Origin of the sequence: Streptomyces sp. Ru72 (assembly GCF_002920635.1) — a bacterium.
Classification (GTDB): Bacteria; Actinomycetota; Actinomycetes; order Streptomycetales; family Streptomycetaceae; genus Streptomyces.
Window position 1 is genome coordinate 13,225 of the sequence record NZ_PQSR01000015.1, and the last position, 22,619, is coordinate 35,843.

The 22,619-nt window shown below is 71.7% G+C and carries 22 protein-coding genes and 1 riboswitch; of the genes, 5 read left to right on the forward strand and 17 right to left on the reverse strand.

The features are described 5' to 3' along the window. Positions 1–143: 143 nt before the first annotated feature. The 5 genes from C3488_RS09860 to C3488_RS41490 form a co-directional block, all read right to left on the reverse strand. The gene (locus C3488_RS09860) at positions 144–983 is read right to left on the reverse strand and encodes an SGNH/GDSL hydrolase family protein (RefSeq protein WP_103838969.1); all 840 of its coding nucleotides are present in this window, start codon (positions 981–983) and stop codon (positions 144–146) included. A 211-nt stretch (positions 984–1,194) separates the two neighbouring features. Further along, a complete protein-coding gene (locus C3488_RS09865) occupies positions 1,195–2,208 on the reverse strand; it encodes a hemolysin family protein (RefSeq protein ID WP_103838970.1) in 1,014 nt (337 codons plus the stop codon). After that, positions 2,205–3,530, reverse strand: coding sequence for a hemolysin family protein (locus tag C3488_RS09870; RefSeq protein ID WP_103838971.1), 1,326 nt, complete (start codon positions 3,528–3,530; stop codon positions 2,205–2,207). Before C3488_RS09870 ends, C3488_RS09865 begins: the two co-directional genes overlap by 4 nt. A 424-nt stretch (positions 3,531–3,954) precedes the next feature. Beyond that, the gene (locus tag C3488_RS09880; protein ID WP_103838972.1) at positions 3,955–4,374 is read right to left on the reverse strand and encodes a GNAT family N-acetyltransferase; all 420 of its coding nucleotides are present in this window, start codon (positions 4,372–4,374) and stop codon (positions 3,955–3,957) included. A 622-nt stretch (positions 4,375–4,996) separates the two neighbouring features. Continuing rightward, positions 4,997–5,314 (reverse strand): hypothetical protein, encoded by a 318-nt coding sequence (locus tag C3488_RS41490; RefSeq protein WP_258053365.1) that lies wholly within the window; start codon positions 5,312–5,314, stop codon positions 4,997–4,999. 392 nt (positions 5,315–5,706) lie between these two features. On the opposite strand from C3488_RS41490, the gene murJ reads away from it, so the two are divergent. Continuing rightward, positions 5,707–7,389: a murein biosynthesis integral membrane protein MurJ gene (murJ, locus tag C3488_RS09890; RefSeq protein ID WP_103838973.1), complete on the forward strand. Its 1,683-nt coding sequence runs from the start codon at positions 5,707–5,709 to the stop codon at positions 7,387–7,389. A 587-nt stretch (positions 7,390–7,976) separates the two neighbouring features. On the opposite strand, the gene C3488_RS09895 is transcribed toward murJ, so the two are convergent. The 3 genes from C3488_RS09895 to C3488_RS09905 are packed head-to-tail and all read right to left on the reverse strand — an operon-like array spanning position 7,977 to position 12,317. Next, a complete protein-coding gene (locus C3488_RS09895) occupies positions 7,977–8,867 on the reverse strand; it encodes an LLM class F420-dependent oxidoreductase (protein ID WP_103838974.1) in 891 nt (296 codons plus the stop codon). Between the two features lie 45 nt (positions 8,868–8,912). Beyond that, positions 8,913–11,486, reverse strand: coding sequence for an ABC transporter permease (locus tag C3488_RS09900; RefSeq protein WP_103838975.1), 2,574 nt, complete (start codon positions 11,484–11,486; stop codon positions 8,913–8,915). 21 nt (positions 11,487–11,507) lie between these two features. Then, entirely contained in the window at positions 11,508–12,317 is an 810-nt protein-coding gene (locus C3488_RS09905) for an ABC transporter ATP-binding protein (RefSeq protein WP_103839055.1), read from the reverse strand. 156 nt (positions 12,318–12,473) lie between these two features. Here C3488_RS09905 and C3488_RS09910 point away from each other — a divergent pair, with 156 nt between their 5' ends. Further along, entirely contained in the window at positions 12,474–12,725 is a 252-nt protein-coding gene (locus tag C3488_RS09910) for a toxin-antitoxin system HicB family antitoxin (protein WP_103838976.1), read from the forward strand. 3 nt (positions 12,726–12,728) lie between these two features. Next, on the forward strand, positions 12,729–13,103 hold the full coding sequence (locus tag C3488_RS09915) for a fic family toxin-antitoxin system, toxin component (RefSeq protein WP_103838977.1): 375 nt from the start codon (positions 12,729–12,731) through the stop codon (positions 13,101–13,103). A 3-nt stretch (positions 13,104–13,106) separates the two neighbouring features. On the opposite strand, the gene C3488_RS09920 is transcribed toward C3488_RS09915, so the two are convergent. The 4 genes from C3488_RS09920 to bioB all read right to left on the reverse strand — a co-directional run bounded on the left by C3488_RS09920 (position 13,107) and on the right by bioB (position 17,158). Continuing rightward, positions 13,107–13,793, reverse strand: a complete 687-nt coding sequence (locus C3488_RS09920; RefSeq protein ID WP_103838978.1) for a class I SAM-dependent methyltransferase — start codon at positions 13,791–13,793, stop codon at positions 13,107–13,109. Positions 13,794–13,952: 159 nt separating this feature from the next. Beyond that, complete coding sequence (gene bioD, locus C3488_RS09925) at positions 13,953–14,669, reverse strand: dethiobiotin synthase (RefSeq protein ID WP_103838979.1); 717 nt, start codon at positions 14,667–14,669, stop codon at positions 13,953–13,955. 1 nt (position 14,670) lies between these two features. Then, a complete protein-coding gene (locus C3488_RS09930; protein ID WP_103838980.1) occupies positions 14,671–15,951 on the reverse strand; it encodes an adenosylmethionine--8-amino-7-oxononanoate transaminase in 1,281 nt (426 codons plus the stop codon). Beyond that, the gene (gene bioB / locus C3488_RS09935; protein ID WP_103838981.1) at positions 15,944–17,158 is read right to left on the reverse strand and encodes a biotin synthase BioB; all 1,215 of its coding nucleotides are present in this window, start codon (positions 17,156–17,158) and stop codon (positions 15,944–15,946) included. Before bioB ends, C3488_RS09930 begins: the two co-directional genes overlap by 8 nt. Before the next feature lie 146 nt (positions 17,159–17,304). Here bioB and C3488_RS09940 point away from each other — a divergent pair, with 146 nt between their 5' ends. Further along, positions 17,305–18,432 (forward strand): 8-amino-7-oxononanoate synthase, encoded by a 1,128-nt coding sequence (locus C3488_RS09940; protein WP_103838982.1) that lies wholly within the window; start codon positions 17,305–17,307, stop codon positions 18,430–18,432. A gap of 150 nt (positions 18,433–18,582) precedes the next feature. On the opposite strand, the gene C3488_RS09945 is transcribed toward C3488_RS09940, so the two are convergent. Then, positions 18,583–18,801, reverse strand: a complete 219-nt coding sequence (locus C3488_RS09945; protein WP_103838983.1) for a DUF397 domain-containing protein — start codon at positions 18,799–18,801, stop codon at positions 18,583–18,585. Positions 18,802–18,810: 9 nt separating this feature from the next. Beyond that, positions 18,811–19,671 (reverse strand): helix-turn-helix transcriptional regulator, encoded by an 861-nt coding sequence (locus C3488_RS09950; protein ID WP_103838984.1) that lies wholly within the window; start codon positions 19,669–19,671, stop codon positions 18,811–18,813. 251 nt (positions 19,672–19,922) lie between these two features. On the opposite strand from C3488_RS09950, the gene C3488_RS09955 reads away from it, so the two are divergent. Next, positions 19,923–20,384, forward strand: coding sequence for an ATP-binding protein (locus C3488_RS09955; RefSeq protein ID WP_103838985.1), 462 nt, complete (start codon positions 19,923–19,925; stop codon positions 20,382–20,384). Between the two features lie 53 nt (positions 20,385–20,437). On the opposite strand, the gene C3488_RS09960 is transcribed toward C3488_RS09955, so the two are convergent. From C3488_RS09960 to C3488_RS09970, 3 genes are all read right to left on the reverse strand, one after another. Continuing rightward, positions 20,438–20,983, reverse strand: coding sequence for a DUF6328 family protein (locus C3488_RS09960; protein WP_219822304.1), 546 nt, complete (start codon positions 20,981–20,983; stop codon positions 20,438–20,440). A gap of 335 nt (positions 20,984–21,318) precedes the next feature. Continuing rightward, a complete protein-coding gene (locus tag C3488_RS09965) occupies positions 21,319–21,792 on the reverse strand; it encodes a C40 family peptidase (RefSeq protein WP_103838986.1) in 474 nt (157 codons plus the stop codon). Between the two features lie 3 nt (positions 21,793–21,795). Continuing rightward, a riboswitch (cyclic di-AMP (ydaO/yuaA leader) is annotated at positions 21,796–21,991 on the reverse strand. A gap of 315 nt (positions 21,992–22,306) precedes the next feature. Beyond that, complete coding sequence (locus tag C3488_RS09970; protein ID WP_103838987.1) at positions 22,307–22,612, reverse strand: hypothetical protein; 306 nt, start codon at positions 22,610–22,612, stop codon at positions 22,307–22,309. Between the last annotated feature and the right edge of the window lie 7 nt (positions 22,613–22,619).

Genomic DNA, 22,619 nt, shown 5'->3' on the forward strand with positions numbered 1-22,619 from the left:
GCCAGTCGGCCAGGCCGCCAGAGAGGGGATGATCTGTCGGCGCACCGTCCAGATCGAGTTGACCAGGAGATCTGGAGTCTCCGTCAAACCCGGAACAGTTCACCGCGTTCAATGGGTGCATGGGAGCCGAGCGGGGCTCCGGGTCAGGGCCCCACCCGTCGCCAGTCCGTCACAGGGCCGGGGTTTGTGTGGTCCGCAGGGGTGACCCAGAAGGCTTTGCCCAGCTCAGCGCTAACCTGGGCGCCTGTCCGGCCGTCGCCCGAGGAGCGGCCGGTCAGCCGCCGCCCTATCCACGGCAGCAGATGCTGCCGGGTGAAGCGGACGTCCGCGGTCCGGCGGGCGACCCAGTTCGGCGGCGCGGTCGGGGGCGGCGGCGTGCGCCACTCCGTGTCCTCCGCCTCGTACCCCAGCGTCTGCCACACGGCTTCCGCCACCCGGCGGTGTCCCTCGGCCGTCAGGTGCAACCGGTCCACGTCCCACAGGCGCGGGTCGGCGAGCGACGGTGCGCCGTACAGGTCGACGACGAGCGCGCCGTGCCGCGCGGCGAGGTCGTCGACACAGGCGAACAGCTCCTCCATACGGGGCCGGAAGCGCTCGAGGACCGGGCCCTGCCGGCCGGGGCTGCGCATCAGGACGAGCTGTTTGCACGACGGGGCGAGCCGCTCCACGGCCTCCGTGAGCAGCGCCCGTACGCGCCCCATGTCGCACTTGGGCCGCAGCGTGTCGTTGAGCCCGCCGACCAGCGTGACCACGTCGGCCCCCATCGCCGCGGCGAGGTCCACCTGCTCGTCGACGATCTGAGCGATCAGCTTGCCGCGGACCGCGAGGTTGGCATATCGGAATCCGGGGGTCCGTGCGGCCATCCGGCCCGCGAGGACATCGGCCCAGCCGCGGTAGGAGCCGTCGGGCAACAGGTCCGACATGCCCTCGGTGAAGGAGTCGCCGACGGCGACCAGGCTGGAGTAGGTGGCGTTCGTCTGCATGGCGCCGTAGATGCTATCCCAGCCGCCCCCACTCCATACCCACCGGTCGGTCAGCCTGCGCCGGGCCGCTCGTCGCAGGCCCGCCCGCCGCCCTGGCGAGGGCCGCGGCGAAGCCCTCCCGAGGCCCGGGAGCCGGCCCGGGAGCCGCCGTCGGAGTGCGTCGCCGCGGACACCGCGGCGTTGTCAGGCCGGCAGACGGAACGCCAGGGTGTCAGGCCGGCCGGCCGAACAGCTGGCGCAGCACGTCCTCCATCGTCATCAGGCCCGCGAGTCGGCCGTCCGTGCCCAGGACCGCGGCCAGGTGGGTGCGGCTGCGGCGCATGGCCGTGAGGACGTCGTCCAGCGGGGTGGTCTCGCGCACCCGGGCGATGGGCCGCATGTCCCGCAGCCGGAACGGCACGTCCCGTGGTGAGGCGTCCAGGGCGTCCTTTACGTGGAGATAGCCGACGATCCGCCGGCCCTCGTCCACCACCGGGAAGCGCGAGAAGCCGGACCGGGCCGACAGCTGCTCCAGCTGTTCGGGAGTGACGCCCACGCTCGCGTAGACGACGTGCTCCAGCGGCACCACCACGTCCCGTACCGGCCGTCGGCCGAGGACCAGCGCGTCGTGCAGCCTCTCCTGCGCACGGTCGTCGATGAGCCCCGCCGCGCTGGAGTCCTTGACGAGCCGCACCAGTTCGTCGTCCGAGAACGTGGCCGCGACCTCGTCCCGGGTCTGGACCCGCAGCAGCCGCAGCAGCGCGTTCGCGAACGCGTTCACCGCGAAGATGACCGGGCGGAGTGCCCGGGACATGGCCACCAGCGGTGGACCGAGCAGCAGCGCCAGCCGTACCGGCTCCGCGAGCGCGATGTTCTTCGGCACCATCTCGCCCAGCAGCATGTGCAGATACGTGGCCAGCGCCAGCGCGATCACGAACGACACGGCACGCCCCGCGCTCTGGGGCACACCCGCCGCGTGGAACACCGGCTCCAGCAGATGCTCGATCGCCGGCTCGGCGACCACACCGAGGACCAGGGTGCACAGGGTGATGCCCAGCTGTGCCGCCGCGAGCAGCGCCGACACGTGCTCCAGCCCCCACAGCACGCTGCGCGCCCGCCGCTCGCCCGCCTCGGCGCGCGGCTCCACCTGGCTGCGCCGCACGGAGATCAACGCGAACTCGGCGCCGACGAAGAACGCGTTCGCCACCAGCGTCAACAGACCGATCAGCAGCTGGACGACGGTCACCGTTCCCCCTCCTCAAGGGTGCGCGGCGCGTGCATCAGCACACGCGCGGCCCTGCGTCCCGATGCGTCCACCACGTCCAGCCGCCAGCCGCCCACCTCGACGCGGTCACCCTTGACCGGTATGCGGCCCAGTTCCGTCGCGACGAGTCCGGCCAGCGTCTCGTACGGCCCCTCCGGCACCCGGAGCCCCACGCGTGCGAGCTGGTCGACGCGGGCCGAGCCGTCGGCCGAGTACAGCGCCCGGCCGACGGCGTCGAATCCGGCCGACGCCAGGTCGGGCGTCTCGTGCGGATCGTGCTCGTCGCGCACCTCGCCCACGACCTCCTCGACGATGTCCTCCAGCGTGGCGACCCCGGCGGTGCCGCCGTACTCGTCGATGACGACGGCGATGGTGTTCTTGCCGGAGAGCCGGTCGAGCAGCCGGTCGACGGTGAGGGATTCGGGAACGAACAGCGGTTCGCGTATCAGCTGTGCGACGGACCGCAGCGGCCGCTCCTCGGCGGGCACGGTGAGGATGTCCTTGATATGGGCGGTGCCGATGACCGAGTCCAGGCTGCCGCGGTAGACGGGAAACCGTGACAGGCCCGTCGCGCGCGTCGCGTTCGCCACGTCCTCGCAGGTCGCCTGCGCGTCCAGGGCGACGACCTGCACGCGCGGGGTCATCACGTTCTCCGCGGTCAGGTCGGCGAGGTTCAGGGTGCGGACGAACAGCTCGGCGGTGTCCGCCTCCAGAGCGCCCTCTTTCGCGGAGTGCTGGGCGAGCGCCACCAGTTCCTGGGGGCCCCGCGCGGAGGCCAGCTCCTCGGCCGGCTCGAGGCCGAAGCGGCGCACCACGCGGTTCGCCGTGTTGTTCAGATGTGTGATGAAGGGGCGGAACACGCGGCTGAACCAGCGCTGCGGCCCGCCCACCCGCTTGGCCACGGCCAGCGGCGAGGAGATCGCCCAGTTCTTCGGCACCAGCTCGCCGACCACCATCAGGAACACCGTCGACAGGGCCGTGCCGATGACCAGGGCCACGGACGGGGCAGCCGAGCGGGGCACGCCCAGTGCCTCGAGGGGGCCCGCGATCAGCTTGGCGATCGACGGCTCGGAGAGCATGCCGACGACCAGGTTGGTGACCGTGATCCCGAGCTGCGCGCCGGAGAGCTGGAACGTCAGGTTCCGTACGGCCTTGAGGGCGCCCGCCGCGCCGCGCTCACCGCGCCGTGCCGCATCCTCCAGCTCGCTGCGCTCGACCGTGGTGAGGGAGAACTCCGCCGCGACGAAGACACCGCACGCCACCGAGAGCAGAACCGCCGCCAGCAGGAGCAGCACTTCGGTCATCGGGTCACCTCCGTCCCAGGATCAGCCAGGGGCGCGGGGACCGCGCGATCTCGGGTACTGGGAGGCTCGCCCATGGACGGACGCTCACACCTTTCATGGTGGGACGGGTTGACCCCGACAGGGGGGCAGCTTGGCCTCTCCATGGTAAAGGATCGGCAAAGTGGCACCTGTGAGTCAGTCGGGGAGCGGCTCGACCCACCTGCCGGTGCTCCTCGGGCGCGTACCCGGCCGCCCGCCACGCATGGTGCGCCGTCCCGTTGCGCTGCGGCCATCGCGTCCCCGCGGCCCCCGAGCCGCACGAACCGCTCCTCCGCCGCGGACAGCGCCGCCCCACCGATGCCCTGCCGGCGCCACTGCGGACGCACCGCGAGCCGGTACGGGCGCAGCGCGCCGGCCGTCGAACCCTGGCTGGTCACAAACACGCTTACAGCGGTTTGACCCAGCGCCGCCAGTGGTCCTCGCGATGGTAGCCACTGGCGGCCCACGTGTGGTGGGCCCGCTCGTTGGCTTCCAGGACCATGGCGTCGACGCGTCGCCCGCCCAGGGCGGCGAAGCGTTGTTCAGCGGCCGCCAGCAGGGCGGTGGCGATGCCCTGCCGGCGGTGGTCCGGGTGTACGGCCAGTCGGTATGCGGAGCATCGCCATCCGTCGAAGCCGGCTATGACGGTTCCGGTGAGGATGCCGTCGCGCTCTGCGATGAGCAGGGCTTCGGGGTCTCGTGTGATGAGTCCGGCCACTCCTTCGTGGTCGTCGCTGATGCTCGTCCCTTCCGCCGCCTCGCGCCAGAACTGCAGCACGGTGTCGACGTCCGAGAGGGTGGCGTGACGGATGTGGAGATCGCTCATGGGGTGAGCCAAGCAGAGCGCTCCTCTGTCTGGCGAACCGGTTTCCGTGCCGGGGGGATCGGGGAGGGATGGGCTTACTCGGGGTATCGCCGAGGTGAGCCCGAAAGGCGCCACAGGATGATCTTGGTTACTGGCCGAGGTTGCTGACGCGGTTCGCGTACTCGCGGCGGGCTTTGCGCTGTGCCGGGATCGCTGCGGCGTTGTCGAGCGGCTGGCAGCGGTCGAGGAGTTGGCGGTGTACCGCCGGGATGGCTGACGCGCAGTGTGCAGCCCTGGCTACGTCGTACGGTCACGCCCTGGCCGAGCGCGGCCCGCTCGGCAGGCTCCAGGTCGGCCGCGCGCAGGAAGTCAGCGACCTTGCCGGGCATGTCGAGGGAGACCGGCAGCTCCGGCGCCGGGGCGTCCTCGTGGCCGGCGGTGGTGTGCTCGGGCATCAGGTCGGCGACAGCCGTGCGGATGGCTCCGCGGCCGACCTTGTGTTCGCGGTGTTCGCGGGCCAGCGGCGATGGACCGGCCCTCCAGGTACGCGGTGCGCACGTCGTCGGTCCTGCCGGCCTTGATGGCCGGGCGGCGGCCATCAAGGCCGGCAGGACCGACGGCCTTGATGGCCGGGCGGCGGCCATCAAGGCCGGCAGGACCGACGGCCTTGATGGCCGGGCGGCGGCCGCCCTTGTTGCCCTTGGCCTCGGCGGCCCGCAGCCCGTCGCAGGTGCTCCCGTGGGAGGTCGCGCTGGAGTTCGCCGGCGGCGGCGAGGGTCTGCACCATGGACTTCACGGTGGACAGCAGTTCTCCGGTGCGCGGGTGGCGGGCGGTGAGGTCCGTCGCGGAGGACGCGCCGTCGTGGATACGCAGGGCGAGGCGGTCGCGGTGCAGGACGTCGAGCACGTCGAGGATGTGCCGGGTGCCGGGCACGAGGCGGAACATCTCGGAGATGTGCACGGTGTCGCCCGGCCGCGCGCAGGTGAGCAGCTCGCCGGACTCGGTCGTCCAGCGGGTGGAGGCGGCTGGCGGTGCCGGCGTCCTCCTCGAACGTCACCGGGTCCTCGATCCCGGCCTCGTCGAGGACGAGGTTCTGACGGTCGGTCGACTGCTGGTCGGTCGACACCCGCTTGTAGACCAGGTTGGCCATGCCGCTCCCCGTCCTGGTGGTCGCATTCGATCCTGGCTGTCAGCAAACCCTGTCATCAGCCACCATCGGATCTGGTCGGATCCGCGTCGCCGACAGGCCCCGAGAAGTCCGGGTTCATTGGACGCCCTTGGTGCCTTTCGTCATTCGTTCGTCTTTCGACACGAGTCTCCGAAGTGATCATCGTGGTTCTAGAGTTGAGGCCATGGTTGATCAAGGGGGCACAGCAGCCGCGGAGACGGATCATTCTGGGCGGCGCCGTCATGCAAGGCGTCGTTCGGGGGCCGCGTCCGGGGGACTGATGCGCTCGTCCGCATTGATGGCGGCGGGCAGCCTGGTGTCCCGCGGAACGGGGATGTTCCGATTGATGCTGCAGGCCGCCGCGCTGGGCACGCTGGCGGTCGGGGGCGCGTACAACACTGCGAACACCCTGCCGACCAGTCTCTACACACTGCTGATCGGTGGTGCGCTGAACTCGGTGCTCGTGCCGCAGCTCGTCCGGGCGCGTACCGAGCATGCTGATGGCGGTCAGGCCCACGAGCAGCGGTTGGTCACCTTGGTGCTGAGCGTGCTCGCGGTCGGTACGGTCGTCGGCGTGGTGCTCGCTCCGTGGATCGTGGGCCTCTACATGCCGGACACGCCGGGCAGTCACCAGCTGTTCGAGTTGACGGTGGCCTTCGCCCGGTTCCTGCTGCCGCAGATCTTCTTCTACGGGCTTTTCTTCATGCTGGGTCAGGTTCTCAACGCCCGCGGCAGGTTCGGGGCGATGATGTGGACGCCGGTCCTGAACAACATAGTGTTGATCACCGTGTTCGGCCTGGACCGGTGGCTCGTGCCGGCCGCCGGTGACGCCGCGTCTGTGACACCGGCCGAGGTGCGGCTGCTGGGGATCGGCACCACGATCGGGATCGCGCTGCAGGCGGTGTGCCTGATCCCCTATCTCGCCGAAACGGGGTTCAGGTGGCGCCCGCGCTTTGACTGGCGCGGCACGGGCCTTGGCAAGAGCGTGGCTGCGGCGCGCTGGACCCTGCTGTTCGTGGGGGTCAACCAGGTCGCCCTGACAGTCGTGACGCGCTACGCCAACGCGGTGGACGTGGTCGCGCCGCAGGCTGGCGCGGGCAACAGTGCCTACTTCTTCGCGCAGAACATCTGGATGCTCCCGCAGGGCATCATCACGGTCTCGGTGGTCACCGCGATGCTGCCGCGGATGAGCCGGGCAGTGGCCGAGCATCGCCTGGGCGACGTCCGCCAGGACCTGTCACGGGGCCTGCGGGTAACCGGTGTGGCGATCGTCCCGGCCGCCTTCTTCTTCCTCGCCTTCGGCCCGCAGATCGCCACGGTGATGTTCTCCTACAGCAGCAGCGGGGCGGCCTCGGCACAGCCACTCGGCCAGATGCTGCAGGCCTTCGCACTCGGCCTGGTCCCCTTCTCCGCCCAGTACCTGCTGCTGCGCGGCTTCTACGCGTTCGAGGACACCCGCACCCCTTTCTGGATGGCGGTCTGGATCTCCGGCCTCGACATCATCCTGGCCACTGGCTGCCATCTCTTCCTGCCTCCGCGCTGGGCCGTCATCGGCATGGCAGCCGCCTACGCCGCGTCCTACGCCGGCGGTCTGCTCGTCACCGGGCTCAAGCTGCGCCGCCGTTTGGAAGGCCGCCTGGACGGCAAGCGGCTCGTACGTACGTACGGGAAACTTACGGCTGCGGCGGGGGCCGCCAGCGCCGTCGGGTGGGCGGTGGCACGCACCTGCTCCGGTGCCGTCCCTGCTCCGGTCGTCGGCTCTGCGCTGGCGCTGTCTGCCGGCGGTGTCACGATGCTGGTGCTGTTCGTGCTGCTGGCCCGCCTGCTCCGCGTCTCCGAACTGCGGAGCCTGCCCGGCCTGAGCTGACTGGTAGGCGCAGGGCCAGTCGCTGCGCAGTGGTGGGCTTGACCGCGGAGGCGTTCTTGAGCAGGCCCTCGCTGATGCAGACGGCCTCCCACACCCCAGGCGGAATGACCGCGCCGAGCCCGCCGGACTGCACCAGCAGGGCCTTCATCAGGGCGAGGACGGCCGGGGAGACCTCACCGCTGTCATCTCAGCGGCCTTCGACAGCGCGACGTGGGCCGCGGTCCGCTCGATCGAGGTCACAATCCGCCCCGGGCCCAGACGACAGCTCACCATCACCACCAACGACGTTGAGCCGAACGGGTGACGGGCCAGGCGATCACGGCTTCAAGATCATTCCATGGCCCCTTTCGGGCTCACTCGGCGATACCCCTACTCCTGGCGCTCCAGCGAACTCCTCAGCGGGGTGACCGTCATGGGCGTGCGTCTGTACGACCCGAGCCAGGGACGTTCCTCAGCGGCGAGTGGGGCTGGCGCAAGCGGCCGGGGCAGGGCCGGCCTCGATCCAGGGCCGCGACGGCGTTCCCCAGCCCGTGCGGTGATTCGATCACGCGCCGGACATGGGAGAAGCGCGGGCGGCCCCCGGACGGCTACGCGCCGCGCAGCGCCTCGATGACCGGTGCGAACGCCTCCATCGACGGCTCCAGGACGGTGAGGTACGTGAAGCCGTAGCGTTCGCGCTGCGCCCGCACCTGCTCGACGATCTGCTCCAGCGTGCCGATCAGGAAGATGGGCAGTTCCAGGGCCTGTTCCGGCGTCAGGTTCGGCAGGTGCTCCAGGAGGGGGCGCACGGCGGCCTCGCGGTCCTCGGTGACGACGACCCTCTGGACGAGCACGTTCAGCTCGGCGGGCTCGCCGCGGCCGGCCGCCAGTTTGCGGTACAGGCCCACGCGCTCGTCGAGCTGCTCGGCCGCGATCGGCTCCAGCTGTCCCGTCGTGCTGCCCGGCACCGAGCGCGCCCCCGTGAACGCGGCGATGTCGGCGTGCTCGGCGGTGAGCTTCAGCATCCGGTCGCCGTTGGCGCCGATCAGCAACGGCACCCGCGGTCGTTGCACGGGCTGCGGCCGGTGATCCTCGGAGCCCAGCAGCCGGTCCAACTCCTCCACCGTGCGCCGCAGATGGTCCACGCGCTCACGCGGCGAGCCGTACGGCAGCCCCGCCTGCTCGTGCTCCGCCCGGACGTAGCCGGTACCGAGCCCCAGCTCCAGCCGCCCACCGGTCAGCGCGTCCGTCGTCGCCACCTCGCGGGCCAACAGCGCCGGGTTCCAGAAGCCGGCGTTGAGCACGAACGTCCCCACCCGGGGACGCTCGGTCGCCTCAGCCGCCGCGACCAGCGCCGGGAACGGAGCCGGCCAGCCGAGGTGGTCCGGGACGAGGATGACGTCGTAGCCGAGCTCCTCCGCCCGCCGGCACTTGGCGCGCCACTCCGCGGCCGGTGCGGGTTCGAGCATGTTGACGCCGAAACGGAACGGACGTGGCATGAACTCTCCTCGTATCCAGGCGACTTGAGTACCCACGCGATTCCATCACTCGTGCGCGATCGCCGCCAGCACATTCATGCGCGAGGCACGCAGCGCCGGCAGCAGCGCCGCCACCACCCCCACGACCGCCGAACCCACCATGACGGCGACGATGGTGCCCCATGGGATCGCCAGCGCCTTCATGCCCTGCAGCGCCAGTACCCGCTGTGTGCACAGACCCCACACGATCCCCAGCGCCAGCCCGAGGACGGCGCCGAAAACGGCGATCACCACCGACTCCAGCCGGATCATGCGCCGCAACTGTCTGCGGGCCAGTCCGATCGCGCGCAGCAGGCCGATCTCCCGGGTGCGCTCGACGACGGAGAGGGCCAGGGTGTTGACGACCCCGAGCACCGCGATGACGATCGCGAGGCCCAGCAGCGCGTAGACCAGGTAGAGGAGCACCGCGATCTGGTTGTGCACCAGCTTCTTGTAGTCGGCCTGGTCGCGGGCCTGGACCTGCGGGTAGGGGGCGAGAGTCTTCTCCAGTCGGGCGCGCAACCGGTCCTTGGAGGTGCCGGGTGCCGCGTTCACGAAGAGCGCCGTGTCCTGCCCCTGCGGCACGTACCTCTGGAGCGTCCCCATGCCGAAGAACAGCCCGCCCCGCGTACTGAAGTTGTTCGAACCGGCCTGGTTGGTGAGGGCGCCGACCCTCAGATCGGTGCGGCGCTCGTCAGGGAACCGGACCGGGAGCGTGGAGCCCAGGCGCACGCCGTGGTCCTTGGCGAACGCCGCGTCCATGGCGAGGGCGCCGTCCGCGAGCGCGGTGGCCGAGCCGCCCCGGACGTAGGTGAGGTGGGCGACCTCGTCGAGCCGCCGGTCGAAGGCCGTGGCCGTGGTCGTGATCCGCTCGCCGTCCGGCAGCACGATCGCCACGGGCGTGTACCGCTGCCGTACGACGAGCCCGGCACCCTCCGTGGCACGGACCCGGTCGGTGATCTCCCGGGGGAAGGGCTCGGGGGTTCCCGATCTGCTCTGCACCACGAAGTCCGCGCCCAGCGTCTTGTCGATCTGCTGGTCGAACGACCTGGACATGGACGTGCTCGCCACCGACATCCCGGCCACCAGCGCGAGCCCGACCATCAGGGCGGAGGCGGTGGCCCCGGTGCGGCGCGGATTGCGCAGGGCGTTGCGCTGGCTCATCCGGCCGATCGAGCCGAACAGGGCGGGGAACGCGGCGCCCAGCACCCGGATCAGCGGACGCACCAGCAGCGGCCCCGCGATCACGGTCGCGACGAGCGTGAGCACCACGCCGATGCCGAGCAGCGTGGTGGCGGGCGCGGTCCTCGTCGCCCGGGCGCAGCCCGCCAGCGCGGCCACGCCGAGCGCGCCGACGATCGTCCCCGCCACCGCGCGCAGCGTCAACGGCCGGCCCACACCGGCGACCTCGGCGTCCACGAGGGCCGCCATGGGGGAGACGCGGGCCGCGCGCCGGGCCGGGAGGTAGGCGGCGACGAAGGTGACGCCGACCCCGACCGCGTAGGCGGCGACGGGAGTGACCCAGCCGATCACCATCTCGGTGGACCTGATGTTCATGCCGAACACGCTCATCAGCCGGATCAGCCCGGCCGCGAGCCCGATCCCCGCGGCCAGCCCCAGCGTCGAGCCGACCAGGCCGAGCAGCAGCGCCTCGGTCAGCACGGACCGGCGCACCTGCCGCCGCTCGGCGCCCAGCGCGCGCAGCAGCCCCAGCTCGCGGGTGCGCTGGGCGATCAGCATCGAGAACGTGTTGACGATGAGGAACACGCCCACGAGCACGGCGATCCCGGCGAAGCCGACCATCACGTACTTGATCACGTCGAGGAACGCGCCGAGCCGGTCGGTGTCGGACTTGGCCTGTTCGGCCGCGGTCCTCAGGTCGTACGAGGTCGAGCCGATCGCGTCGGCGATCCGCTGCTTGAGCCGTGCGTCGCTCACGCCCGGTGCCGCGTCGACGGAGATGCTCGTGGCCACGTCCTGGCGGCCCAGCAGCCTGGTCTGCGCGGTCGGGGTGTCCAGGAAGACCAGGGCGGCGCCCGGGTTGGTGGTGGTGAAGGTGGCGATCCCGGCCACCCGCACCTCGAACGACCCGGGACGGGCGACCACCGTCAGCCTGTCGCCGATCCGCACGTGCCTGTGCCGGGCGGTGTCCGCGTCCAGCAGCGCCTCGCCGGGACCCTGCGGGGCGTGCCCGGACGTGAGCCGGACCGGGCTGTGTTCGGTGACGGACCAGTTCCTGGCGATGGTGGGCGCGCCGGTGGTCGGACCCACCGGATCGTTCCTGCGGTCGACGACCGTGACGTCCTGGACGGCGACGTCGGCGTGCGCGGCGGCGACGCCGTCCACCCGGGCCACCCGCGCGGCCAGCGAGGCCGGAAGGGTCGGCGTCGCCCCGGACGGGATCCGGGACGGCAGGTCCTGGCGGGGGCTCACGGTGACGTCGGCCGCCGTGGAGGCGAACAGCCGGTCGAACGTCCGGGAGACCGTGTCCGAGAAGATCAGGCTGCCCGCGACGAACGCCACCGACAGGAGCACGGCCAGCGCGGAGAGCGCGAGCCGTCCCTTGTGCGCGAGGAAGCTGCGCAGCGTCGCCTTCAGCATGGTCGCACCGGTCCGACGTCCTCAGTTCTCGCGACCGGGCGCGCCGTCGAAGACCGCCCGGACCGTGTCGAAACGCTTCATGCGCTCCAGCACGGCCTCGGCCGTGGGACGCTCCATTTTGTCCACGATCCGCCCGTCCGCCAGGAACAGCACCAGGTCGGAGTGGGCCGCCGCGCCCGGATCGTGGGTGACCATGACGACGGTCTGCCCCAGTTCGTCCACGGCCCTGCGCAGGAACCGCAGCACCTCGAGCCCCGCCCGGGAGTCCAGGTTGCCCGTCGGCTCGTCCGCGAAGATCAACTCTGGGCGGGAGGCGAGCGCCCGGGCGCAGGCCACGCGCTGCTGCTGCCCGCCGGACAGCTGGGACGGCCGGTGCCCGAGCCGGTCCCGCAGCCCCAGCGTGCCGATCACCTGGTCGAGCCACTCCGGGTCGGGTCTTCTGCCCGCGATGTCCATGGGCAGCGTGATGTTCTCGGCCGCGTTCAGTGTCGGGATCAGATTGAACGACTGGAACATAAAGCCGATCCGGTCCCGGCGCAGCCGGGTCAGCTCGCGGTCCTTCAGGCCCGTGATCTCGGTGTCGCCGAGCCACACCTGGCCCCCCGAAACCGTGTCGAGGCCCGCCAGGCAGTGCATCAGCGTGGACTTCCCGGAGCCGGAGGGTCCCATCACCGCGGTGAAGCGGCCCCGCTCGATGTCCACGTCGACCGAGTCCAGGGCGAGAACCGCCGTCTCACCCGAGCCGTACGCCTTCGTCAGGCCCCGGGCGCGGGCGGCGATCCCGTCCGCCTCCGCGCGGCCCGGGGCGTGCTCCGCTGCAGCAGTGGACAAGACGGCCTCCTTCGTCGCGGACGTCCCGACGTTCTTGTCTTCCCCGTCCCGGCCGAGCGTAATGTGATGCACCGCACACCGAGTATCCCGCAAGCGCGGCCGGGCTCCCGGGTCGCCCTCTTGCCGGTGCTAGCAATCCGGCGCTAGCGTCGAGGTATGGCGAAGACCCAGCTGAACGTGCGGGTGGACGAGGACACCGCCCGAGCCGCCCGCGAACGTGCCCTGGAGCGCGGTATGAGCGTGAACCGGTACATCGAAGAGCTGGTGCGACAGGACACCGGGGAGGCCGGCCACACGTTCGTCGAGGCCGCCGCCGACTTCATGAAGCAGTACGAGTCCGTCTTCGCCGAGGAGTTCGGCACCGGCCGCGAAGGCTCGCCCGAGCGCCCCGGCGAAGGTCGTCGCTGACCGTTGAGCCACCTCAGAATCGACCTCGCCTGGCTGCTGATGGTCGCCGAACAGAAGACGCCCGGAGATCCCCAGGTCACGGACTGGGGCGCGCTCGTCGCCGCCGTCAGCCGGCACGACGCGGAGATATTCGGCGTCGCCGTCTACGACAGTCCGCACGCCCGTGCGGCCGCCCTCCTCCAGCTGCTGCTGCACGTTCCGGCACTGGAACGCTCCAACGCGCTGTTCGCGTCCGCGGTCGCCTACGCCTATCTCGTCGCCAGCGGCGAAAAGGTCGTCACCTCACCGGAACAGGTGCGGGACCTCGCCCGGCTGGTCAAGAGCGGGGACGCCTCCGTGCACGACATCGCGCACGAGCTGCGCCGGTGGAGCCTGTGACGGCTACTCCGGGAGGCCGGGCCGCCGGGCGGTGCCCAGCACGCAGTACGAGGTGGGCAGGGCCGGCCCTCTCTCCGGCATCAGCAGCCGCCGGTACGGGCCCAGTTCGAACCCGGCGGCGCGCAGGGCCGCCACCGGGTCCCGGGAGAGGTGGCAGCCGCCGCTGAGCGGCGGCCACACCGTGCGGTCCAGAGCGCGCTGGGCGTACCGCATCACGGGCCCGCCGCCCGCTCCGTGCTCGTAGAACCGCACGGTACCGCCGGGCCGCAGCACCCTGCGCACCTCGCCGAGGGCCCGGGACACGTCCCGTACGCTGCACAGCACCAACGACAGGACCGCCGCGTCGAAGGCCTCGCTCTTGACCGGCAGCGCCTCGGCCGCGCCCGGCACCACGTCCACCGGGACGTCGGCACGCAGGGCGGCCTCCACCGCCCTGTGCCGCAGCAGCCGCTCGGGTTCGATCGCGACGACCTCGGAGACGGTGCCGGGGTAGTGGGCGAAGTTCAGGCCGTTGCCGGCGCCGATCTCGATGACCCGGCCGGAGAGCCCGGCCAGCAGCCGGTCCCGTACGGCTCCCATCCCGAGGCGCGTCTCAGCGGCGACGCTGAGCCGGGCGTAGGAGCGGGCGAAGATCGGATGGCGCACGGAGTCCCGCGGCACCGCGCGGGAGCGGACGGACCGCAACGGCATGGAGCACCTCCCGGACAGGACGGGCGTCAACCGCATTCTGCCCCGCCCACGTCCCACGCATCCGCGCCGCGCGGACCCTCGTGCATGCCGGCCGGTCAGGGACCGACGCCGACGCGGGCCTCCCCTCGCCCCGCGGACCCGAGGCGGCCCGCCGGCTGCCTACGGCGCGAACCTCGACGCGAAGCTCCCGGCGTCCCACGTCCCGCCCAGTCGTGGCGCCAGCCAGCCGGCGGCCTCGGCCCGGAAGGCGGCGGGTGCCCGGGACCCTGCCCCCGCGGGCAGCGCGCCGAGCAGCGGGACTTCGGTCACCGTCGGAAGGTCGGCCAGGTTGCAGCGGGAGGCGAGGTCCGGGGACTTCGGCCAGCTGCCGATGACGACGCCCGCGGGCTCCAGCTGCCGGCGCCGCAGTTCACGTACCGTCAGCTCTGCCGAGTTCAGCGTGCCGAGGCCCGCCGGTGCCACCACCAGCAGTGGCGCTCCCAGCAGACGCGCCGCGTCCGCCAGGGTGCCGCCCTCGTCGTCGAACCGTACGAGCAGCCCGCCTGCCCCCTCCACGAGGACCAGATCGTGCTCGACTGCCAGTTTCGCGGCGGCCTCCGCCACCTCGTGCGGCCGCACGGGCGCCGTACCGGCCCGCCGGGCGGCCGTCGCGGGCGCCAACGGCTCGGGGTAACGGGCGAGTTCACGCGTCGTCACGGCCCCCGCGAGCCGGGCCACCTCGTCGGCGTCCCCGCGTTCGTCCGGCCGTACCCCCGTCTGCGCGGGCTTGAGCACCGCCACGGACCGCCCGGCGGCGACGGCCACCGCGGCGACGGCGGCCGTCGTGACCGTCTTGCCGATCTCCGTGCCGGTCCCCGTGATCACCAGTACCGTCATGTCACCCTTCCCGTGCCGCCGCGCACACCGCGCGCGCGATCCGTGCCACGTCCGCGTCCCCGGTCACATACGGCGGCATCGTGTAGACGAGGTCCCGGAACGGCCGCAGCCACACGCCCTCGCGTACCGCGGCGCGGGTCGCCGCCGCCATGTCCACCTCGTGGTCGAGCTGCACGACCCCGATGGCGCCGAGCACCCGCACCTCCCGCACCCCCGGCAGGCCCGCCGCCTCGGCGAGTCCCTCCCTGAGGCCCGTCTCGATCCGCTTGACCTCCGACAGCCAGTCCTGGCCGAGCAGCAGGTCCACCGAGGCGCACGCCACGGCGGCCGCCAGCGGGTTGCCCATGAACGTGGGCCCGTGCGCGAGCACCGGTACCTCGCCCCGCGAGATCCCCTCGGCCACCCGAGGCGTGCACAGCGTCGCCGCCATCGTCAGGTAACCGCCGGTCAGCGCCTTGCCCACGCACATCACGTCCGGTGTCACCGCCGCGTGCTCCGCCGCGAACAGGGCGCCCGTACGCCCGAACCCGGTGGCGATCTCGTCGAACACCAGCAGGACGTCGTGCGCGTCGCACACCTCCCGCAGCACCCGCAGATACGCGGGGGAGTGGAACCGCATCCCGCCCGCTCCCTGCACCACCGGCTCCACGACCACCGCGGCCAGCTCGTCCGCGTGCCGTTCCACCAGGGCGCGCAGATGCTCCGCGTACGCCTCCTCGTACTCCGCCGGCGGCGCGTCGGCGAACACCTGCCGGGGCAGCACGCCCTGCCACAGCTCGTGCATCCCGCCGTCGGGGTCGCACACGGACATCGGCTGCCAGGTGTCGCCGTGGTAGCCGCCGCGCCAGGTCATCAGGCGCCGCTTCTCCGGACGGCCGAGCGAGCGCCAGTACTGCAGGCACATCTTCACCGCGACCTCGACCGACACCGACCCGGAGTCCGCGAGGAACACATGTTCCAGGCCCTCGGGTGCGATGTCGACCAGGAGCTTCGCCAGCCGGACGGCGGGCTCGTGGGTGAGCCCGCCGAACATCACGTGGCTCATCCGCGCCAGCTGCTCGCGCGCGGCCTCGTTGAGCACCGGGTGGTTGTAGCCGTGGATCGCCGACCACCAGGACGACATCCCGTCGACCAGCTCTCCCGAGCCGTCCGCGAGCCGCAGCCGCACCCCGCTCGCCGACTCCACGACGAGCGGCTCCTGCCGCCCCGGCATGGGACCGTACGGATGCCAGACGTGCTGCCGGTCCAGCGCCAGCAGCACGTCCACGGGCAGGTCAGGCATTGGGCGCGAGATCCGTTCCGGCACCGCGACGGCGTACGGCGACCAGGTCCGTACGGGGCTCGTCGACGGACGGCACCGCGGCGGAACCACACACACCGCCACCCTCGTGGGACCTGCACCCGGCGCCCTCGTGGGACCCGCACCCGGCGCCCTCGTGGGACGCGCACCCGGCGCCCTCGTGCGAGCCGCATCCGCCCGTCGCGGCCCGGTGCCCGGGCAGGGTCACCTGGTCCGTGCCCTCCACCTCGAACCCGGCGTCCGCGATCATCTCCAGGTCCGCCTTGCCCGCCTGGCCCTCGCTGGTGAGGTAGTCGCCCAGGAAGATGGAGTTGGCCAGATGCAGGGCGAGCGGCTGCAGCGTACGGAGGTGGACCTCGCGGCCACCCGCGATGCGCACCTCGACGTCCGGGCACACGAACCGCACCATCGCCAGGATCCGCAGACACCGCTGCGGCGTCAGGTTCCACTCCTTCGCGAGCGGGGTGCCCTCGAACGGGATCAGGAAGTTCACCGGAACGGAGTCCGGGTCCAGCGCACGCAGCGCGAAGACCACGTCGACCAGGTCCTCGTCGCTCTCGCCCATGCCCGCGATGAGACCGGAACAGGCCGACAGGCCGGCGGCGTGCGCCTTCTGCACCGTGTCCACCCGGTCGGCGTAGGTGTGCGTGGTGGTGATGTCCCCGTACGTCGCCTCGGAGGTGTTCAGGTTGTGGTTGTAGGCGTCGGCGCCCGCCGCGCGCAGCCGCTCGGCCTGACCGTCGGAGAGCAGGCCGAGGCAGGCGCACACCTCGACGCCCTCGTTCTGCTCCTTGATCGTCTTGATGGTGTCGGAGACCCGCTCCACGTCCCGGTCGGTGGGCCCGCGACCGCTGGCGACCAGGCACACCCGCTTGGCGCCGCCCGCGACACCGGCCGCGGCGGCCTGGGAGGCCTCGTCCGGCTTCAGCCAGGTGTACTTGAGGATGTCCGCCTTCGAGCCGAGCCGCTGGGAGCAATAGGAGCAGTCCTCGGGGCACAGGCCGGACTTGAGGTTGACGAGATAGTTGAGTTTCACCCGTCGGCCGAACCAGTGGCGGCGCACCTTGCCGGCCGCGGCCACCACATCGAGCACGTCGTCGTCGGAAGTGGCGAGAACGGCGAGAGCCTCCTCGCGGGTCGGCGTCTCGCGCCGCAACCCCTTGTCCACCAGCGTGTTCAGCAGGTCCATGAGAGCCGATCCTGTCCTACGGGACCGCCTCGGGCCAAGGAGAGTTTGCACAACAGAGACGGTTCGACGTGTGGGTATTGCCACATCCTGGGCGGCCGCTCGCCCCGCTAGGGTCTGTGCACTGCCTACAAAACCGTGGAGGAGCCATGGCGTTCGGCTGGATCGACGAGCAGGCACAGGCACGCCGCCGGGCCGGACTGGTCCGCACCCTGCGTCCCCGCGCCGCCGACTCCCCGCTCCTCGACCTCGCGAGCAACGACTACCTGGGCCTCGCCCGTCACCCGGAGGTCGTCGAGGGCGCCGCGCGGGCGGCCCGGCGGTGGGGCGGCGGTTCGACCGGCTCGCGGCTCGTCACCGGCACCACCGAGCTGCACGGCGAGCTGGAACGCGAACTGGCCGAGTTCTGCGGCTTCGAGGCGGCTCTCGTCTTCTCCTCCGGGTACGCGGCCAACCTCGCCGCCGTCACCGCGCTCGCCCCGCACGGCTCCCTGATCGTCTCGGACGCGGGCAACCACGCCTCGCTCATCGACGGCTGCCGGCTGGCGCGCGGCACCACCCAGGTCGTCGCGCACGCCGACCCCGACGCCGTGCGCAAGGCGCTCGGCACCCGTGAAGGCCCTGCGGTCGCGGTGTCCGACACGGTCTTCTCGGTGGACGGCGACGCGGCACCGCTGGCCGAACTGGCCTTTGCCTGCCGCGCTCACGGCGCCGGGCTGGTCGTCGACGACGCGCACGGGCTCGGCGTCCTCGGGTCCGGGGGCCGGGGCGCCCCGCACGCGGCCGGGCTCGCGGGCGCGCCGGACGTGGTGGCGACGGTCACGCTGTCGAAGTCGCTGGGCAGCCAGGGCGGCGCCGTCCTCGGACCGGCACATGTGATCGACCATCTGGTCAACGCGGCCCGGACGTTCATCTTCGACACCGGGCTCGCCCCGGCCGCGGCGGGCGCGGCACTCGCGGCGCTGCGTCTGCTGCGCCGCGAGCCGGAGCGCGCCGAGCGGGCCCGCACGGTGGCGGCGGCCCTGCACGCCCGTCTCACGGCCGAGGGCCATGAGACGGTGCGTCCGGACGCCGCCGTGGTCTCCGTGCGGGCTCCCTCCCCGGAGCAGGCCGTACGGTGGGCGGCCGACTGCCGGGCTGCCGGGGTCGTCGTCGGCTGCTTCCGCCCGCCGTCCGTGCCGGACGGCATCTCACGGCTGCGGCTCACCGCCCGTGCGGATCTCTCCGACGGGCAGGTCGAGCACGCCGTACGGGTGATCGGCGAGACGCGACCGTGAGTCGGCGAGACGGCCGTGCATCGCGCGTCACGGGGGCTGATCCGTACGCCGTCGTACGGAGGCGGTCCCACGGAAGTGCCCTTGGCGCAGCGACCCGGAATGTGGCGCGAAATCGGCTCGCTCACCGCCGATTTCCGCCGACGGACGTGGTCAGTTCAGCCCTTTCAGGAACTCCTTCCACGCTTCGGGGCTGAACGTCAGGGCCGGTCCGGTCACCTTCTTGGAGTCGCGCACGGCCACCCGCCCGGCCCAGGGACCGGTGCCCGGACGGGCGGTCTCGACGCAGTTGTTCATTCCCGTACTACGGCTGCTGCGCAACCACCGCACACCGTCGAGACAGGTGCTGGAAGGGATGTGGGGGGCTGACATGGTGCCTCCTTACGCGTCGCCGGCCAACGCGGCGATGTAATCCAACGATTCCTCGGGCGAAAGGGCGTGGATCTGAAGGGACGTGAAGGCCTCGCTGTAGGCCTGGAGGTCTTCTTTCCGCTCGAGATAGAGGCTACTCGTCAAGTGGTCGAGAACGACTACATCCAGATCGGATCTGCTCGGAAATGAGAAGATAACGAAAGGCCCGGTGATGCCGATGTGGGCTCCGGCGGTGAACGGCAGGACCTGAAGCCGTACTTGGGGCAGCCGGGCCGCCTCCAGCAGACGCCTTAGCTGCCGCGCCATGACCGCCGGTCCGCCGATCTCCCGACGCAGCACCGCCTCGTCCAGGACCGCGCTCAGTTCCAGCGGCGGATCCGCGCGCAGCACCTCCTGGCGGGCCAGCCGCACCTCCACCAGGGCGTCCAGCTTGGCGTCCTCCAGCGTGCCGACGGCGGCCCGGGTCACGGCCCGTGCGTACTCGGGCGTCTGCAGCAGGCCCGGCACCACGGAGGTCTCCAGGGTGCGCATGCCGCTCGCCTGGGACTCCAGGCTGATGAAGTCCCGGTAGGTCGGCGGCAGCACCCCGCGGTAGGCGTGCCACCAGTTCTGCCGGCCACCGCCGTCCTCGGAGCCCGCCAGCACCAGCAGCAGGTCCCGCAACTCGGGATCCTGGACGCCGTACGCGTCCAGGAGCAGTCGTACGTCAGCCGGCTTGACCCCGCTGGAGCCCGTCTCGATCCGGCTCACCTTGGACTGGTGCCAGCCGACGAGGCCGGCCGCCTCCCCGCTCGTGAGCCCCGCCCGGGCGCGCAGGGCGCGTAATTCGGCGCCGAGCTTGCGGCGGCGCACCGCTGGTCCGTACTGCATGGCCGACTCCTTCCGCACGGCGCGCGGTCTCCACGCGAGACGGTAGAGGATGAGCCCGAGCGCACCCCAAACTCGCTCGGTCGTCGCAGAGTTCACCGCTTCGAGCGACAGATATATGCATATCTCGGGGGATCGGGCCCGACAGGGCCCAGGTGGTGGCAGGCTGGCGCGCAGCACCAAGTCCGGGACCGTTTCTCGAACCAACCGCTCCGTGTCGGACTCCGGTCCCGTGGGAAAGGGACGACGTCGCCATGGCAGACCACCAGGAAGCATCCGTCACTCTGCCGAGCGATCCCGCCTCGGTCTCCGCCGCCCGAAAATACGTCTCGAGCGTCCTCGTCGAATGGGGGATGCCCGGCGACGCCGAAGTCGCCGACACCGTCCGCCTGATCGTGTCCGAACTCGCCACCAACGCCGTGCAGCACACCCTCGGGCAGTCGCCCACGTTCACGGTCGACATCGCGCTCGAACGGGACGAGTTACTGCGCATCGGGGTCACCGACAGCCACCCGCGCTTCCCCAAGCGCCTGCCGGCGGCCGTGCAGCAGGACAACGGCCGGGGCATGGTGATCATCCGGTGGCTGACCGCCGAGTGCGGCGGGAAGCTCAGCGTGCGGCCCACGCGCGAGGGCGGCAAGACCGTCGCGATCGAGCTGCCGTGGACGAAGCCGATGCAGCCGGTCGCGGCATCACCGGGACCGGGAGAAGCGTGAACGGTGCTCGCGCCGGGGCGCCGCCGTGCGTACCGCGGCCGAGGCCCCGGCGGTCACCGGGGCCTCTCGGGCGGCTCTCGGCCCGCCGAGTCCTCCGATTGCTTGCGAGCACGTTTCCGTACGACGACCGTGCGCCGTACCACCCAGGGCAGGACCCGCCACAGCCCCACGCACACCAGCAGCGTTCCCGCGCCGGCCGCGATCCCGGCGACGCGGCCGAGGGAGACGTCCACCACCAGCAGGACCGATCCGGTGAACGCCAGCATCAGCACGCCCATCCCGATCGTGGCCAGACGGGAGGAGACCTTCACGATGACGGGCTTGGCGTTCTGCTGGAACAGTGACCGGTGCAGTGCGGCGGGCGCCGTGAACAGGGCCGCGGCCAGCATGGCGAGCAGGAGCGTCGTCACATAGGTGGCGCGCTGGACGGTGTCCAGGGTCGGGAAGCGCTGGGTGAAGGCCAGGGTCAGCAGGAACGCGAACAGGATCTGCACCCCCGTCTGGGTGACACGCAGCTCCTGCAGCAGCTCGGCGAAGTTGCGGTCGGCACGCTCCAGGGGGGTCTCGCGTCGTGCCTGCTCGGGAGGTCGCTCGGCCATGGTCAACGAGTATCCGCTTCGCCCCTCCTCACGCCCGCCCCGGTGCGTCCGTCCTCCCACGGGCGTGTGAGGACGGAGGCACCGGGGCGGACGCTCCTGGGGGGACGGGAGCGCGGCCCGCGATCCGGGCGCGCGACACACCCACGCCGGTTCCGCCGCGTCTGTGCGGGGTTCCGGCGCGCTGTGCGCCGGGTGCGCCACGTGCGCCACCTGCGCCCCGTGCGCCACCTGCGCCCAGTGGACCCAGCGCGCCCTCTGGGCTCCTGGTGATTCACGGGCCTGGAGGCGCGTCGGGGGTGACGGCAGACAACCGCCGTCACCCCGCCGGTACGGCCTCAGCGGACGCGGCCGTACCAGACGCTCTTCGTCCAGATCTTCTCCAGCCTGACGACAGCCCCGGTCTTCGGGGAGTGCCAGATCTTGCCCTTCCCGGCGTAGATGCCGACGTGGTAGACGTTCCGCCCCGAGTGGAAGAACACCAGGTCCCCGGCCTGCCGCTGGGAGGCGGAGATGTGCCGCGTCTTGTTGTACTGCGCCGCCGCCGTCCGGGGCAGGGTCTTGCCCGCCTTCTTGAACGAGTACAGCGTCAGCCCGGAGCAGTCGAAGCGACGCGGTCCCGCGGCGCCGTACTGGTAGGGGGATCCCTTCTTGGACGCCGCGACCTGCAGTGCCTTCGTCGCCGGGGTCACGGCGGACGCGTCGGAGGCGATGCCGGGCACCGCGATGCTGCCGCCGACGGCGGCGATGGTGAGGGCGGAGGCCGTTCCGGCCCGGCCCAGCAGCGACGGGACTCGATTGAGCGCAGTCATGCGCAACCCTTCGTCAGCCGCCTGTGAAGGATGACCTGTCGGATTCGGGCTGGCGAAGTAGCCCGGCCGCTGACGCGGCTTCACCCCAAGGACCGCCCGGATCTCTCCGGCGGCCCGCCTTGCTGGGTCCTCCACTCCTGCCGATCCACTCCTGTCGACCGGTCATCCGGGCGGCGGCAGGACTCGGCGTCCGCCCGGACCGCCCCGCCGCGGTGGCGGGGGCTTGTCGTCAGGAAGGGATCTTCACCTAAAGGCGTCGGAAAATCACAATGGAATCGGGGGTTTGTGGCATTACTCACCACTCGCCCGTTCGGGTGGACAACCTTTTGTTCGAAGGGAGTTGTGAGGGCGGACGAGGCCGGGACCTGCACCGGAGCAGATCATTCCGCCCTCGGGCCACACACGTTGTGCGACTTCTCCGGGCTTCCTGGGGGAGCGAGAACTACCCAGGCGGCGGTACCCCGTTCGGCCCGCACGGGCAACCACGCGCCGTCCGTCGGGGGCTCACTCTCCGTCAGTCCGGGTCCGGAGGCACGCTGACGCGGGCCGCGCGGCGCTCGCCGTCGAGGACGCGGAGGGCTCGGGCGAGGGTGGGCCCGTGCAACTCGTTCTCCCCCCGCTGGTGCATCAGCGTCAGCGCCTCGCGCAGCGCCGTCGCCTTGGCCACCAGGGCCTGGGCGGCGCGCAGACCGCGGTAGGTGTCCCCGGAGTGCGACGGGTTGATACGGCCGAGCAGGTCCACCACGTCGAGGTAACGGTCGATCAACTCCGCCTCGGCCCGGGTCAGCGCGGGCAGCGGGGGCAGCTCCGGTGGCAGCATCCGCGGA